The 13,933-nt window shown below is 60.4% G+C and carries 14 protein-coding genes; 9 read left to right on the plus strand and 5 right to left on the minus strand.

The features are described from left to right. Positions 1-76 precede the first annotated feature (76 nt). From aceE to ampD, 3 genes are all read right to left on the minus strand, one after another. Positions 77-2,737 carry a pyruvate dehydrogenase (acetyl-transferring), homodimeric type gene (gene aceE, locus C2U47_RS07355; RefSeq protein WP_039040509.1) on the minus strand — a complete coding sequence of 887 codons (2,661 nt, stop codon included), beginning with the start codon at positions 2,735-2,737 and terminating at the stop codon, positions 77-79. An 83-nt stretch (positions 2,738-2,820) separates the two neighbouring features. Next, the gene (gene pdhR, locus C2U47_RS07360) at positions 2,821-3,585 is read right to left on the minus strand and encodes a pyruvate dehydrogenase complex transcriptional repressor PdhR (protein WP_010675815.1); all 765 of its coding nucleotides are present in this window, start codon (positions 3,583-3,585) and stop codon (positions 2,821-2,823) included. Between the two features lie 276 nt (positions 3,586-3,861). Next, entirely contained in the window at positions 3,862-4,434 is a 573-nt protein-coding gene (ampD, locus tag C2U47_RS07370; RefSeq protein ID WP_103261551.1) for a 1,6-anhydro-N-acetylmuramyl-L-alanine amidase AmpD, read from the minus strand. A 128-nt stretch (positions 4,435-4,562) separates the two neighbouring features. Here ampD and C2U47_RS07375 point away from each other — a divergent pair, with 128 nt between their 5' ends. From C2U47_RS07375 to yacG, 9 genes are all read left to right on the plus strand, one after another. Continuing rightward, positions 4,563-5,033 carry a retropepsin-like aspartic protease family protein gene (locus tag C2U47_RS07375; RefSeq protein ID WP_042015101.1) on the plus strand — a complete coding sequence of 157 codons (471 nt, stop codon included), beginning with the start codon at positions 4,563-4,565 and terminating at the stop codon, positions 5,031-5,033. Between the two features lie 3 nt (positions 5,034-5,036). Next, entirely contained in the window at positions 5,037-5,900 is an 864-nt protein-coding gene (gene nadC, locus C2U47_RS07380; RefSeq protein ID WP_103261552.1) for a carboxylating nicotinate-nucleotide diphosphorylase, read from the plus strand. 310 nt (positions 5,901-6,210) lie between these two features. Then, complete coding sequence (locus tag C2U47_RS23620) at positions 6,211-6,585, plus strand: pilin (RefSeq protein WP_103261553.1); 375 nt, start codon at positions 6,211-6,213, stop codon at positions 6,583-6,585. Between the two features lie 7 nt (positions 6,586-6,592). Beyond that, positions 6,593-8,299, plus strand: coding sequence for a PilB family type IVa pilus assembly ATPase TapB (gene tapB / locus C2U47_RS07390; protein ID WP_103261554.1), 1,707 nt, complete (start codon positions 6,593-6,595; stop codon positions 8,297-8,299). A 127-nt stretch (positions 8,300-8,426) separates the two neighbouring features. After that, positions 8,427-9,668, plus strand: coding sequence for a type II secretion system F family protein (locus C2U47_RS07395; protein WP_010675822.1), 1,242 nt, complete (start codon positions 8,427-8,429; stop codon positions 9,666-9,668). A 77-nt stretch (positions 9,669-9,745) separates the two neighbouring features. Then, positions 9,746-10,621 (plus strand): prepilin peptidase, encoded by an 876-nt coding sequence (locus C2U47_RS07400; RefSeq protein ID WP_103261555.1) that lies wholly within the window; start codon positions 9,746-9,748, stop codon positions 10,619-10,621. A gap of 18 nt (positions 10,622-10,639) precedes the next feature. Then, positions 10,640-11,254: a dephospho-CoA kinase gene (gene coaE, locus C2U47_RS07405; protein ID WP_043154105.1), complete on the plus strand. Its 615-nt coding sequence runs from the start codon at positions 10,640-10,642 to the stop codon at positions 11,252-11,254. A 37-nt stretch (positions 11,255-11,291) separates the two neighbouring features. Next, entirely contained in the window at positions 11,292-12,014 is a 723-nt protein-coding gene (gene zapD, locus C2U47_RS07410) for a cell division protein ZapD (RefSeq protein ID WP_010675825.1), read from the plus strand. Between the two features lie 10 nt (positions 12,015-12,024). Then, the gene (gene yacG / locus C2U47_RS07415) at positions 12,025-12,219 is read left to right on the plus strand and encodes a DNA gyrase inhibitor YacG (protein WP_039040499.1); all 195 of its coding nucleotides are present in this window, start codon (positions 12,025-12,027) and stop codon (positions 12,217-12,219) included. 57 nt (positions 12,220-12,276) lie between these two features. Here the strand turns inward: yacG and mutT are convergent, their stop codons facing one another. Continuing rightward, positions 12,277-12,681 (minus strand): 8-oxo-dGTP diphosphatase MutT, encoded by a 405-nt coding sequence (gene mutT / locus C2U47_RS07420; RefSeq protein ID WP_174218568.1) that lies wholly within the window; start codon positions 12,679-12,681, stop codon positions 12,277-12,279. An 8-nt stretch (positions 12,682-12,689) separates the two neighbouring features. Beyond that, positions 12,690-13,874 carry a tetratricopeptide repeat protein gene (locus C2U47_RS07425; RefSeq protein WP_103261557.1) on the minus strand — a complete coding sequence of 395 codons (1,185 nt, stop codon included), beginning with the start codon at positions 13,872-13,874 and terminating at the stop codon, positions 12,690-12,692. Between the last annotated feature and the right edge of the window lie 59 nt (positions 13,875-13,933).

Consider the following 13,933-nt stretch of genomic DNA (forward strand, 5'->3'; position numbering starts at 1 on the left):
CACCACGCGCATCCCGCGTTATCCGTTTAAACCCAGGCAAGGTCGCGCCGGATACCCGGCGCGACACTCAATCCTCTTACGCGTACAGCGGGTTGACCTTGTCGGCATCGATGCCGTACTTGGCGATGGCTTCGGCCACAACCTGCTTGTCTACCTCGCCGCGCTTGGCCAGTTCGGTCAGGGCAGCAACCACTACGTAGAACTCGTTCACTTCGAAGTGACGACGCAGGTTGGCACGGCTGTCGGAGCGGCCGTAACCGTCGGTACCCAGTACACGGTAGTTCTCGGTCGGAACGAAGGCACGCACCTGATCGGCGAAGGACTTCATGTAGTCGGTCGCAGCGATGGTGGCTTCGGAACCCAGTACCTGAGCGATGTAGGGCACACGCGCTTCGGCGGTCGGGTGCAGCATGTTCCAGCGATCCGCGTCCTGACCGTCACGAGCCAGTTCGTTGAAGGAGGTGACGCTGAACACGTCGGAACCCACGCCGTACTCGCTGGCCAGGATCTGGGCGGCAGTGCGCACGTGACCCAGGATGGAACCACAACCCAGCAGCTGTACCTTGGCCTTGGTGCCGGCCACGGTTTCCAGCTTGTAGATACCCTTGCGGATGCCTTCCTCTGCGCCTTCCGGCATGGCCGGCATGGCATAGTTCTCGTTCAGGGTAGTGATGTAGTAGAACACGTTTTCCGGGTTCTCACCGTACATGCGGCGCAGGCCGTCCTGTACGATCACCGCCACTTCATAGGCGTAGGACGGGTCGTAGGAGATGCAGTTCGGGATGGTGTTGGCCAGGATGTGGCTGTGACCATCTTCGTGCTGCAAGCCCTCTCCGTTAAGAGTGGTACGACCGGAGGTCGCGCCCAGCAGGAAGCCACGGGCTTGCTGGTCACCGGCTGCCCACGCCATGTCGCCGATCCGCTGGAAGCCGAACATGGAGTAGTAGATGTAGAACGGGATCATCGGGCAGTCGTTGGTGCTGTAAGAGGTGGCAGCAGCCAGCCAGGAGGACATGGCGCCCAGCTCGTTGATACCGTCTTGCAGAACCTGACCCTGCTTGTCTTCCTTGTAGTAGGAGACGATGTCGCGGTCTTGCGGGGTGTACTGCTGACCGTGCGGGCTGTAGATACCGATCTGGCGGAACAGGCCTTCCATACCGAAGGTACGGGCTTCGTCAGCCAGGATCGGGACGATGCGCTTGCCGATGGACTTGTCTTTGAGCATCACGTTCAGGGAACGCACGAACGCCATGGTGGTGGAGATTTCGCGCGCCTGTTCACCCAGCAGCGGACCGAAGGCATCCAGCGCCGGGATTTCCAGCTTGGTGGTGCTCTCGCGCAGACGGGTCGGTACATAGCCCTTCAGTGCGGCACGGCGGGCGTGCAGGTACTTGTGCTCTTCGGTACCCTCTTCGATCTTCAGGTACGGCAGGTTTTCCAGCTGCTCGTCGGTGACCGGCAGGTTGAAACGATCGCGCAGGTGACGCACGGAGCCCAGATCCATCTTCTTAACCTGGTGAGCGATGTTCTTGCCTTCGGCCGCTTCGCCCATGCCATAACCCTTGATGGTCTTGGCCAGGATCACGGTCGGCTTGCCCTTGGTCTGTGCAGCCTTGGAGAAGGCGGCGAACAGTTTGCGGGGGTCGTGACCACCGCGGTTCAGGGCGAAGATCTCCTCGTCGGTCATGTCTTTGACCAGCGCGGCGGTTTCCGGGTAACGGTTGAAGAAGTGCTCGCGCACGTAGGCACCGTCGCGGGACTTCATGGTCTGGTAGTCACCGTCCACGGTCTCGTTCATCAGCTGGATCAGCTTGCCGGAAGTGTCTTTCTTCAGCAGCTCATCCCACTTGCGACCCCAGATGACCTTGGTCACGTCCCAGCCAGCGCCGGCGAACAGACCTTCCAGCTCGTTGATGACCTTGCCGTTGCCGACAACCGGACCATCCAGACGCTGCAGGTTGCAGTTGACCACGAACACCAGGTTGTCGAGCTTTTCACGCACGGCAACGGTCAGGGCACCCTTGGCTTCCGGCTCGTCCATCTCGCCGTCACCCAGGAAGGCGTAAACGGTCTGCTCGGAGCAATCCTTGATGCCACGGTCGGTCAGGTACTTCAGGAAACGCGCCTGATAGATGGCGGCGATGGGGCCCAGACCCATGGAAACGGTCGGGAACTGCCAGAATTCCGGCATCAGTTTCGGGTGCGGGTAGGAAGGGATACCCTTGCCATCCACTTCCTGACGGAAGTTGTCCAGCTGCTCTTCGGTCAGGCGACCTTCGGCGAATGCGCGGGCATAGATGCCCGGGGAGATGTGACCCTGGAAGTAGACCAGATCGCCACCGTCCTTCTCGTTGCGGGCACGGAAGAAGTGGTTGTAGCAGACTTCGTAGATGGTCGCGGAAGAAGCGAAGGAAGACATGTGACCACCCAGGTCCAGGTCTTTCTTGGAGGCGCGCAGCACGATCATCATGGCGTTCCAGCGGATGATGGCGCGAATGCGGCGTTCCATTTCCAGGTCGCCCGGGTAAGCCGGCTCGTCGCTGGACGGGATGGTGTTGATGTAGTCGCGGTTTGCCTTGGCAGCCACGTCCACACCGCTTGCGCGGGCTTTCTCGGCCAACTGTTCAAGGATGAACTGAGCGCGTTGCGGACCCTCTTCACGCAGCAGGGATTCCAGAGAGGCAAGCCACTCCAGCGTTTCTATCGGGTCCACATCGTTCTTCAGGATATCAGACATGGCTGGTTCCTATGTTGTTGTGATTGCACGGCATTGCACGGCGAAGGGCGCAAGCATTCGACAATTAAGAAAGCCTTGTGGGATTAGTTTTCCTGCTGACGGATCCGACGCATGGATCGCTGGATCCGGCTGTCTTCCCTCTGCATATCCAACAAGGTGTCCTCGATAAAGGCCAGGTGCTCATGACAAGCAGCCCTGGCCCGCTCCGGAGCCCCCGACAGGATAGCCTCGATCAGGCTCGCACGATGGCGACGGATCTTGGCGACCACTCCCGGACGGCGATTCAAAATTTCGTTATTGCGTAAAATGTTCTGCTCGAGCATGGGGCCCATGGCCCGCAACAGGTGCAGCAGCACCACGTTGTGGGAGGCCTCGGCCACGGCCAGATAGAACTGGGTCACGGCGGCCGATTCGACCACCAGCGACCCTTGCTGACCGGCTTCTTCGATGGCGGCTTGCGCCAGGCGAATCCGTTCGAAATCAGCCTCGGTGCCCCGCAGCGCCGCATAGTAGGCACAGATGCCTTCCAGCGCGTGACGAAACTCCAGCAGGTCGTACTGGGCTTCCGGGTGAGTGCTGAGCAGTTCGAACAGGGGGTCGGCGATCCCCTTGCTCAGGGCATTTTGTACGTAAGTGCCACCGCCCTGACGACGATACAAGAGTCCTCTCGCTTCCAGGCGCTGGATGGCTTCGCGCAAGGAAGGGCGCGACACCTGAAACTGGATGGCGAGTTCCCGCTCGGGCGGCAACTTCTGACCCGGCTGCAGGCTGCCTTCCAGAATCATGCTTTCCAGCTCGGCGACGATGGCGTCGGCCAGCTTCGGCTGAGTTATCTTGATATAGGGCATGAGGCTACTTTGTTAAATTGGTATTACCAATTTTATGGTTGGGGCGAAAATTAGCAGAGGGCTTGAAAAAAGTCCACCCAAAAGATGATCTGAATCAAGAAGCCCGGTTGCCACTTTGGGGGTGAAAACGCGGAATCATGACATAGCTCATAGAAAATGGTCTGACCAATATTTGTGAACTTGCTCACCGATAACATTTGGCCAACAACATGAAAAATGGCTTGCCAGACAAGGCAAGCCATTGATTCTAAAAACACAAAATAATTTTTAGATTTTTCACTCAAAGTGAAGCTTTTCCCGATAGCGAGGCCATTCGAAACTGTCACCCGGATCCGTCTTGCGGCCCGGCGCGATGTCGCAGTGGCCGACGATACGGTCCGCCGTGATGGCGGGATAACGCTGAACAATCGCCCGACTGAGGTCCGACAGCACCTCGTATTGCTTGTCGCTGTAGGGAAGCTCGTCGGTCCCTTCCAGTTCGATCCCGATGGAAAAATCGTTGCACGCCTCCCTCCCCTCCCAGCTCGAGACTCCCGCATGCCATGCCCTGGCGCCAAAAGGCACGTACTGTACCAGTTCCCCATCGCGGCGGATCAGGCAGTGGGCCGAGACCCTCAGTTGATGAATACCGGCGAAATAGGGGTGAGCACCGGGATCGAGGCGCCCCAGAAACAGATCGTCGATAAAGGGGCCACCAAACTGCCCGGGGGGCAGGCTGATGCCGTGTATCACCAGCAAGGAGACATCCTCCGGGCTGAGCCTCTCATTGTGATGGGGGGAAGGCACCTTGCGGGCCTGCTCGCACCACCCTTCTCGATCGATGGAAAACAGGGTTGTGGGTTGTGTCATCGTCTGCTCGACTCACAAATGGAAGCGATGTGCCTCTGGCGGGATGGGAAAACTGGGAACAAGTCTCTGAATTCATGGATAACGCTATGTTAGGCTGAGCCATTCACTCGCGCGATATGGGACACACTATGCACCCGATGGCACGCCGTCTCTGGCTGCTCGCCTGGCTCTCGCTGCTGGGTCTGCTGACCCTCTACTTTCATGGTCGTGAACAACCGTCGGTGACCGCCAGCGGCGATCTGCTGCTCAGGGCCGATGCCAGCGGCCATTATCGTCTGGAGGGTGCCATCAACGACCAGCCGGTGCAACTGCTGCTGGACACAGGAGCAACCCGGGTGACCATACCGAGCCAGGTGGCCGCCCGGCTCGGCCTCGTCGCCACGGGCCGTAGCCGTGTCAACACGGCAGCCGGAGAGATCCAGGTCGAAACCGGCCGGATCGAAAGTCTGGCGATGGGTCCGCTGACCCTGTACGATTTGTCCGTCTTTATCAATCCGGCTGCCGACGGGGAGGAGATCCTGGTGGGCATGAATGCCCTGGGCAGGCTGGAATTGCGCCAGAAAGACAGGCAATTGCTTCTCAGACCCTTGCAGGAATAAGGCATGTTACAACAGGACATCCGCCGCGCCGTGCGCGCCGCACTTCTCGAAGACTTGGGCGATGCCCTCACCGCACTGGATCAACCGGATGCCAGCGCCGACATCACGGCCCTGCTGATCCCGGCCGATCGCATCTCGACCGCGCGAGTCATCACCCGCGAGGCGGGCGTCTTCTGCGGCCAGCCCTGGGTCGACGAGGTGTTTGCCCAGCTCGGTGGTGAAGTGAAGGTCGAGTGGAAAGTGCAAGATGGTGAACGCCTTGCCCCCAATCAGGAGCTGTTCCGCCTCCATGGCCCCGCCCGCGTGCTGCTGACCGGCGAGCGCAATGCGCTGAACTTCGTGCAGACCCTTTCCGGGGTCGCCACCCTGACTGCCCGTTATGTGGCCGAGCTGGAAGGCACTGACTGCCGCCTGCTCGATACCCGCAAGACCCTGCCCGGCCTGCGCAGCGCCCAGAAGTATGCGGTCACCTGCGGCGGCGGCAAAAACCACCGCATCGGTCTGTTTGATGCCTACCTCATCAAGGAGAACCACATTCTCGCCTGCGGCGGCATCCCTGAAGCAATCAGCGAAGCGCGCCGTCTCAATCCGGACAAACCGGTGGAAGTCGAGGTCGAATCCCTGGCCGAGCTGGAGCAAGCCCTGGCCGCACGGGCCGACATCGTGATGCTGGACAACTTCGACATCCCCATGATGCAGGAGGCCGTTCGCCTCAATCAGGGCAGAGCCAAGCTGGAAGTCTCCGGCAACGTCACCCTCGATACCCTTGCCGGATACGCCGCGACCGGGATCGACTTCATCTCGGTGGGAGCGCTGACCAAGCATGTGCGGGCACTGGATCTCTCCATGCGCTTTGTCGCGGCTTGAGCAAGCCCCATCCGTTGCTCGTGCCCAAAAATATTACAGGGCTCGAAACTTGCAAAAGGCGCCATCGGCGCCTTTTCTTTATGCAGGATCCCACGACATAAGGAGTGTGAAGATGGGCCCTCCCGCCTCATGACAAGTGCCAATGGAAGCCATTTAATCTTTGATTTTTCTACACATTTCACTAAATGACATAAAAGTGGCTAACAAGGTCCCCGCCTCTGTTGCCAACCCGAAGCGCTCGGATAAGATACCAGCGTGGATAGCATTCCACCGGTGCTTATCAGGAAACATGGAAAAAAGGATATTTCACATGAAAAGACAGTCAGGGTTTACGCTAATCGAATTGATGATCGTCGTTGCGATCGTCGCCATCCTCGCCGCCATCGCCTTGCCGGCGTATCAGAGTTACACGAAAAAGGCTAAAGCTACTGAAATAACAGCAGCCATGGGACAAGTAAAAACAGAGCTAGAAGTATGCGCACAAACAGCATCATTGCCTTGTAACGCTACGGGGGTGGCATCCAGATTTGTCACTGGTGTTTCTGGGTCAATTGCTAGCGGTGGAGCAGCAACAATTACTGGTCGAGGTGCTGGCGACATTGCCGATGTCACTTGCACACTAGATGGTCAACTCAGTGGAGGAAAAGTCACTTGGGAGACCGTATCTGGCGCAAATTGCACATAATCATATAATGACCTCTAGCCTCAATAGCGGCCTGGCCACCAGCCTGGCCGCTTCTTCCCTCCTCAGTGAGCCGGACTCACAGCGCTATCTGAGCCAGGCCAAGGCGCAGCGCAAGCCCTTTGTCACCTTCCTGATTGAAAATGACATCCTCGACAGCAAAGCCCTCGCCGATTTCTGCGAGCTGGAATATGGGGTACCTCTGCTGGATCTGGCGGCCTTCGATCTCGCCGAGATCCCGCAGAAATACCTCAATCAAAAGCTGATTGAAAAGCACCATGTCCTGCCCATCTACACCCAGGGGCATACCCTCTATATCGCCATGTCCGATCCGACCAATGTGTCGGCTCTGGAGGATTTTGGCTTCAGCTTCGGCCTGCATACGGAAGCCCTGCTGGTCGAAGAGAGCAAGCTGACCGCCGCCATCGGCAAGCTGATGGAGAGCGAGCAGGATACCCTGGGCATGGATCATATCGACGAGGCCGAGATCTCCGAACTCGAGGTCTCCGACGAGAGTTCCCGCCTCGACGAGAGCGTCAACACCGCGGACGATGACGCCCCCATCGTCAAATACATCCACAAGATCATGATGGATGCCATCAAGCGCGGGGCCTCCGACCTGCATTTCGAACCCTACGAGACCAAGTACCGGATCCGCTTTCGGGTAGACGGCATACTGCACGAAGTCGCCACGCCGCCGGTCAACCTGGCCAACCGCTTCGCGGCTCGCCTCAAGGTGATGGCGCGGCTCGACATTGCCGAACGGCGCCTGCCCCAGGATGGCCGCATCAAGCTCAAGATTTCGCGCAACAGATCCATGGACATGCGGGTCAACACCCTGCCCACCATGTGGGGCGAAAAGATCGTGATCCGGCTGCTGGACTCCTCGGCCGCCCGGCTCAATATCGATCAGCTCGGCTTTGACGACCGGCAGAAGACGCAATACCTGCACGCCCTCTCCAAACCTCAGGGCATGATCCTGGTCACCGGTCCCACGGGGTCTGGCAAGACGGTCTCACTCTATACCGGCCTCAACATCCTGAACACCAGCGAGGTCAATATCTCCACCGCCGAAGATCCGGTCGAGATCAACCTGCCCGGTGTCAACCAGGTGCAGATCAATCCCAAAGCGGGGCTCACCTTCGCCAGCGCCCTGCGCTCCTTCCTGCGCCAGGATCCCGACATCGTCATGGTGGGGGAGATACGGGATCTGGAAACCGCCGAGATCGCCATCAAGGCCGCCCAGACCGGTCACCTGGTGCTCTCCACCCTGCACACCAACTCGGCGGCAGAAACGCTCACCCGGATGATGAACATGGGGGTGCCGGCCTTCAACATCGCCTCTTCGGTCACCCTCATCATGGCCCAGCGCCTTGCCCGCAAACTCTGCGATCACTGCAAGGCGCCGGAAGTGGTGCCGGAAGCCGAGTTGCTGGAGCTGGGCTTCACCCAGCAGCAACTGGCCGCCGGGTTGCGGCTGTTCAAGCCCGTGGGATGCAAGGAGTGCTCGGGAGGCTACAGAGGCCGGGTCGGCATCTATGAGATCATGCTGATGTCCGACAACATCGCCAAACTCATCATGCAGGGAGCCAACTCGCTGCAGATTGCCGCGATAGCCCAGAAGGAAGGGATGCGCACCCTGCGTACATCCTGCCTCGAGAAAGCGCGTCTTGGCGTCACCAGCCTGGCCGAAATCAACAGGATCACCACCAACTGAGTTCGCAGTGCCCGAGTCATCTCGCCGGGTGAAGCCGCTGCCATCACCCTGATGACCTTCTTCAAGCCAAGATGAGCCGGACAGGCAGCAGCATCCGGCCACCGTCGCCCAATTGCAGGATGCAGTGATGGCCACATTAGCTCAAAAACGCAACGCACCGAAAAAAGTCTTCTCCTACCGCTGGCACGGCGTCAACCGCAAGGGACAGAAGGTCTCAGGCGAGCTGCAAGCCGACAGCATCACCACCGTCAAGGCCGAGCTGCGCAAGCAGGGCGTCAACGTCACCAGGGTCAGCAAGCAGAGCCAGGGGCTCTTCTCCAAGGGCGGCGCCAAGATCAAGCCGATGGACATCGCCGTTATCTCCCGCCAGATCACCACTATGCTCTCCGCCGGCGTGCCTCTGGTGCAGAGTCTTCAGATCATTGCCCGCGGCCACGAGAAAGCGGCGGTGCGCGAGCTCATCGGCCAGATCGCCGCCGATGTGGAAACGGGCACCCCGCTCTCGGAGGCGTTGCGCCGCCATCCCCGCCACTTCGACGACCTCTATTGCGATCTGGTCGAGGCCGGGGAGCAATCCGGTGCCCTGGAGACCATCTACGACCGTATCGCCATCTACCGCGAGAAGAACGAAGCCCTCAAATCCAAGATCAAGAAGGCCATGTTCTATCCGTCCATGGTCATTCTGGTGGCCATCGTCGTCACCTCCATCCTGCTGCTCTTCGTCATTCCCCAGTTCGAGGATATCTTCAAGAGCTTCGGTGCCGAGCTGCCTGCCTTCACCCGGTTCGTCATCGCCATCTCCCGCTTTATGCAGGAGTGGTGGTACGCCATCTTTGGCGGCGCTGCTCTCGCCGTCTTCCTCTATGTGCGGGCCTGGCGAAAATCCCAGAAAGTCAGGGACAACACGGACAAGTTCATCCTCACCATTCCCGTGGTGGGCAACATACTGCACAAGGCGGCCATGGCCCGTTTTGCCCGCACCCTCTCCACCACCTTCTCCGCCGGTATCCCGCTGGTGGATGCCCTGGTCTCGGCGGCCGGAGCATCCGGCAACTATGTCTATCGCACTGCGACCATGGCCATTCGCAACGAGGTGGTGGCCGGCATGCAGATCAACGTCGCCATGCGCACCGTGGATCTTTTCCCCGACATGGTGACCCAGATGGTGATGATCGGTGAGGAATCCGGCGCCATCGACGACATGCTCTCCAAGGTCGCCGCCATTTTCGAACAGGAGGTGGACGACATGGTCGACGGCCTCACCAGCCTGCTCGAACCCATCATCATGGTGGTGCTCGGGGTGCTGGTCGGCGGCATGGTCGTGGCCATGTACCTCCCCATCTTCAAGCTGGGCTCTGTGATACACTGACCCCCTCGACAGAGGGCCGGGCGGTGCATTTCCCCCGGCCATCTGCCATCCCCGTTCCCGACACAAGCGATTGATCTATGGTGCCTTTGATCGAACTGGCCCAGGGCTTGCCCTGGCTCTATCTCTCCTTGATTTTCCTTTTCTCCCTGATGGTGGGCAGCTTCCTGAACGTGGTGATCCATCGTCTGCCCATCATGATGGAGCGGGCCTGGCATGCCGAATACAGCGACTATTTCGGTGACGGTGAAGCGACTCCTCCTGCAACCGGACGATACAACCTCATGGTGCCTCGCTCCCGCTGCCCCCACTGCGACCACCCCATAGGGGCGCTGGAGAACATTCCCCTGCTGAGCTGGCTATGGCTCAGGGGGCGCTGCCGCAACTGCCACGCCCCCATTTCGGCTCGCTATCCCCTGGTCGAGCTGCTCACCGCCCTGCTGTCGGTCTCGGTAGCAGCCGCGCTTGCCCCCGGCTGGGGCACCCTTGCCGCTCTGCTGCTCACCTGGACATTGGTCGCACTGACCTTCATCGACCTGGACAAGATGCTCTTGCCGGATCAGCTCACCCTGCCCCTGCTCTGGGGTGGCTTGCTGTTCAATCTGGCGGGCGGTTTCGTGCCCCTGGCCGATGGGGTGGTCGGCGCCATGGCGGGTTATCTGGTGCTCTGGAGCCTCTACTGGGCCTTCAAGCTGCTGACCGGCAAGGAAGGGATGGGCTATGGCGACTTCAAACTGCTGGCGGCGCTGGGCGCCTGGCTCGGCTGGCAAGCCTTGCCCATCGTGCTGCTGCTCTCTTCGCTGGCGGGCGCCATCATCGGCATCGGTCTCATCCTGCTGCGCAACCACCACCAGGGCAAACCCATTCCCTTTGGCCCTTATCTCGCCATCGCGGGCTGGATAACGCTGCTGTGGGGCGATAGCATCACCCGCTGGTATCTTGATGTCGTGCTCTAGCAAAAGGATCTCTGACCCATGTATGTAGTCGCAATCACAGGGGGAATCGGCAGCGGCAAGACCACGGTTGCCAACCGCTTTGCCGAGCTGGGCATCGAGGTGGTGGATGCGGACATCATCGCCCGCGAGGTAGTGGAGCCCGGCACCCCTGCTCTGGCTGCCATCGCCGCCCATTTTGGCCCGGATGTCGTTGCCCCCGATGGCCAGCTCGATCGCCGCCGGCTGCGAGAGCGGATCTTCACCGACTCACAGGCCAAGGAGTGGCTCAATGCCCTGCTCCATCCCCTCATCCGCAGCGAGATGCTGCGCCAGTGTGCGGCAACCCGCTCCCCCTACTGCCTGCTGGTCGTCCCCTTGCTGGTGGAAAACAGGCTCACTTCCCTCGCCGATCGGGTACTGGTGATCGATGTGGACGAAGCGACGCAAATCAAGCGTACCTGCCGCCGCGATGGCGTCAGTCGGGAACAGGCCCAGGCGATACTGGCGTCCCAGGCGAGCCGCAGCGAGCGCCTGGCGATGGCCGACGACGTCCTGGACAACCAGAGTGGTACGAGTGAGACCATCGGGCAGCGAATTTTCGCCCTGCACCAGACATATCTGGCATTTGCCTCTCAACAAGCCCACCAACTGTGAGTACACTAGGCCGGTTTATGGCTGGCCAGGATTAGGCATGATTTACGATTTTCCCCTCAATGAAAAAAGCCGGACCTATCTTCGTCTGGAGTCCCTGTTTTCCCAGATCCGCGACAATCTGGAGAGTGACCAGTCCTGGGCACATATCGCCTTCTTCAAGGGGTTGTTCGATTTGCAGGAGTTGCTGGAGCGTGGTGACCTGCGTGCCGATCTCATCAAGGATCTGGAGCGCCTCGGCCAACGCCTGAGCCACTGGGCCAGTCTGCCTGACGTCGATCTCGAGCAGATCCAGCGGATGCAGCAGGAGAGTACCCAGCTCTCCCGCAACCTGCTAAACTCCCCGCGCCCCGGCGCCCGTCTGAAAGAGGATCGCCTGCTCGGCTCCATTCGTCAGCGCTTCTCCATTCCGGGAGGTCTGTGCGCCTTCGATGTGCCGCAACTGCACCACTGGCTGGCGACCCCGGCCGTCACCCGCCACCAGCAGATGCAGCAATGGCTGAGTGACATCACCCTGCTGATGAACGCCATCTCCCTGTTGCTGCGCCTGTGGCGCGAGTCGGGCAACTTCAGCGACCAGGTGGCCACCAACGGCTTCTTCCAGGATACCGCCGAAGGGGCTGAACTGATCCGCATCCGTCTGGCGGGCACCCAGCCTTGCTATCCGACCCTGAGCGGCCACAAGAACCGCTTCGCCCTGCGCTTCCTGCCGACGACGGAGCAGCAGATAGGCGACGTCTCCTTCCAGCTCGCCTGTTGTTGAGGAGCGCCCCATGGTGACCAAGGTAAAGTGTCCGACCTGTCAGAGCGAGATCGAATGGGGTCCGCAGAGCCCGTTTCGCCCCTTCTGCAGCAAGCGCTGCCAGCTGATCGACCTCGGCGAGTGGGCGGATGAACAGAAGCGCATCCCGGGCGAGATCAACCCGGATCTGCTGCCCGACCCGGAACAGGGCGATCCCTGGCAATAAACACTTCACGATCAAAAAAGGGCCCTCAGGCCCTTTTTCGTTGGTATCGATTCCCTTTCAGGCTAGCGAGGCCTGCAGCCGCGCCACTATGGGGCCATTGGCATCGGGGAAGTGGTAGTTGTGCAGCTCTGCCAGCGGCACCCAGCGGCACTCCTGCCCTTCCTTGCCAAACGGCTCGCCCAGGAAGCGGGTCACCTTCCAGATATCCAGCAGCACCTGCTTGTCCGGGTAGTCGTGGTGCAGCTCCATGAAGGGGGCGCAATCCTGCACCCGGATGCCGATCTCCTCCCACAGCTCCCTGTCCAGCGCGGTGAGCAGGTCTTCCCCCGACTCCACCTTGCCACCGGGAAACTCCCAGCGATCCCCCTGATGGCGATCGGCTGAGCGTTTGGCGATGAAGATATCGCCCCGTTCGTTCTCGATGACGCCCACCGCCACCCAGATCCGTTTCTTCTGTTCCATCATTGTCCTCAGCGTAAACACGGCAAACGGGCGATCCAGGGGGCAAGCCGAATGGCCTGCCGATCCCCCCGGGCCCTGAAGAGATCCTGCCCGACATGCTCATTGCCCGGCGGCGCAACCTGTGGCCAGGGCACCGCACCGGGCGGAGTGAAACAACGATCGTGTACCCGCGCGCTCTGGCGCAGATAGCGCCATAAACAGTCTCGCAAGAACCACTGGTCGATGTTCGGTGTTTCCATGGTACTGGGCTGATAGCTCGCCATCAGCGGCGCAAGGGGAGGCAGCACACCGGCCACACCGCCCCACATGCCGGCCAGCACCAGATCGGTGTGGCTCCACCAGTCACGCATGATATGGAACCAGCGCCCCGATGCAAGCCAGTCATCGACCGCCAGCCGCTCCCGCAGATTCAGCACGGAGTCCGCATCGCGCACAAGGAAGCGCCCCACTCCGGGATCATTGGCGACCTGGAAGCGCCAGCAGAGGCGCTGACGCTGGGATTGACCATCGGGCTGCACCTTTATCTCGGCGCCATGTTCCTGCAGGCAGGCCAGAAACCCCTGAGGGACACTGCCATCCACATAGAAGCGCACCCGCCAGCCCGGATAGAGGTAAGCTGCGGCCAGCACATTGTCGAGCGCTCCCCGCAAATAGCGGGGCTGTGCTCCCCACAAGGAGAAGGCGATGACTGCCTGCTTGTCCCCCTGCTCCGCGAGCCAGACATCCGGCCCCTCTGCCGGCAGCACCCACCCCGCGACGGGCTGCGAGACGGCCTCATCCTTGAGAGTCAGGGCACGGGTTCCCGCTTGTGCCGCTTCTTCATGGCGTCCTAGCTTGGCAAGGGAAGTGCAAAGTCCGTCATGGACCAGATAATCATCCGGCTCGCGCCGCACCAGTTCGACCAGGTGCGTCACGGCCCGCTCATGTTGATCGGAGCGCGAGAGGCAGACACAGAGATTGCGCAGCACCTCAGTGTTATCGGGCGCGGACCGGTACGCCAGCGTCAGCACCTGTGCCGCCGAAGCGGGATCGCCGGACAAAAAGAGGTAATAGGCAAACTGCAGTTGCAGGGGAACGGATTTGTTCGTCTCTGCGTTCAGCCTGCTCAGCACACAACGGATCGCCTCCTGGCGTCTCTCCTGCAGCCAGTGCCCATGTGCCTCCCCATCCCATCCCGCTGGCAATCTGCTCATCGTCCCCTCCTTGGTCCGAAAATGAATACACCGCCCGGAGGCGGTGTATTCATCATGGC

Source organism: Aeromonas sp. ASNIH7, from assembly GCF_002903485.1.
Taxonomy (GTDB): Bacteria; Pseudomonadota; Gammaproteobacteria; order Enterobacterales; family Aeromonadaceae; genus Aeromonas; species Aeromonas caviae.

Bases quoted from the DNA above. Each gene is read 5' to 3' on its own strand.
- aceE (WP_039040509.1), bottom strand. From the start codon at position 2,737: ATGTCTGATATCCTGAAGAACGATGTGGACCCGATAGAAACGCTGGAG.
- pdhR (WP_010675815.1), bottom strand. From the start codon at position 3,585: ATGCCCTATATCAAGATAACTCAGCCGAAGCTGGCCGACGCCATCGTC.
- ampD (WP_103261551.1), bottom strand. From the start codon at position 4,434: ATGACACAACCCACAACCCTGTTTTCCATCGATCGAGAAGGGTGGTGC.
- C2U47_RS07375 (WP_042015101.1), top strand. From the start codon at position 4,563: ATGCACCCGATGGCACGCCGTCTCTGGCTGCTCGCCTGGCTCTCGCTG.
- nadC (WP_103261552.1), top strand. From the start codon at position 5,037: ATGTTACAACAGGACATCCGCCGCGCCGTGCGCGCCGCACTTCTCGAA.
- C2U47_RS23620 (WP_103261553.1), top strand. From the start codon at position 6,211: ATGAAAAGACAGTCAGGGTTTACGCTAATCGAATTGATGATCGTCGTT.
- tapB (WP_103261554.1), top strand. From the start codon at position 6,593: ATGACCTCTAGCCTCAATAGCGGCCTGGCCACCAGCCTGGCCGCTTCT.
- C2U47_RS07395 (WP_010675822.1), top strand. From the start codon at position 8,427: ATGGCCACATTAGCTCAAAAACGCAACGCACCGAAAAAAGTCTTCTCC.
- C2U47_RS07400 (WP_103261555.1), top strand. From the start codon at position 9,746: ATGGTGCCTTTGATCGAACTGGCCCAGGGCTTGCCCTGGCTCTATCTC.
- coaE (WP_043154105.1), top strand. From the start codon at position 10,640: ATGTATGTAGTCGCAATCACAGGGGGAATCGGCAGCGGCAAGACCACG.
- zapD (WP_010675825.1), top strand. From the start codon at position 11,292: ATGATTTACGATTTTCCCCTCAATGAAAAAAGCCGGACCTATCTTCGT.
- yacG (WP_039040499.1), top strand. From the start codon at position 12,025: ATGGTGACCAAGGTAAAGTGTCCGACCTGTCAGAGCGAGATCGAATGG.
- mutT (WP_174218568.1), bottom strand. From the start codon at position 12,681: ATGGAACAGAAGAAACGGATCTGGGTGGCGGTGGGCGTCATCGAGAAC.
- C2U47_RS07425 (WP_103261557.1), bottom strand. From the start codon at position 13,874: ATGAGCAGATTGCCAGCGGGATGGGATGGGGAGGCACATGGGCACTGG.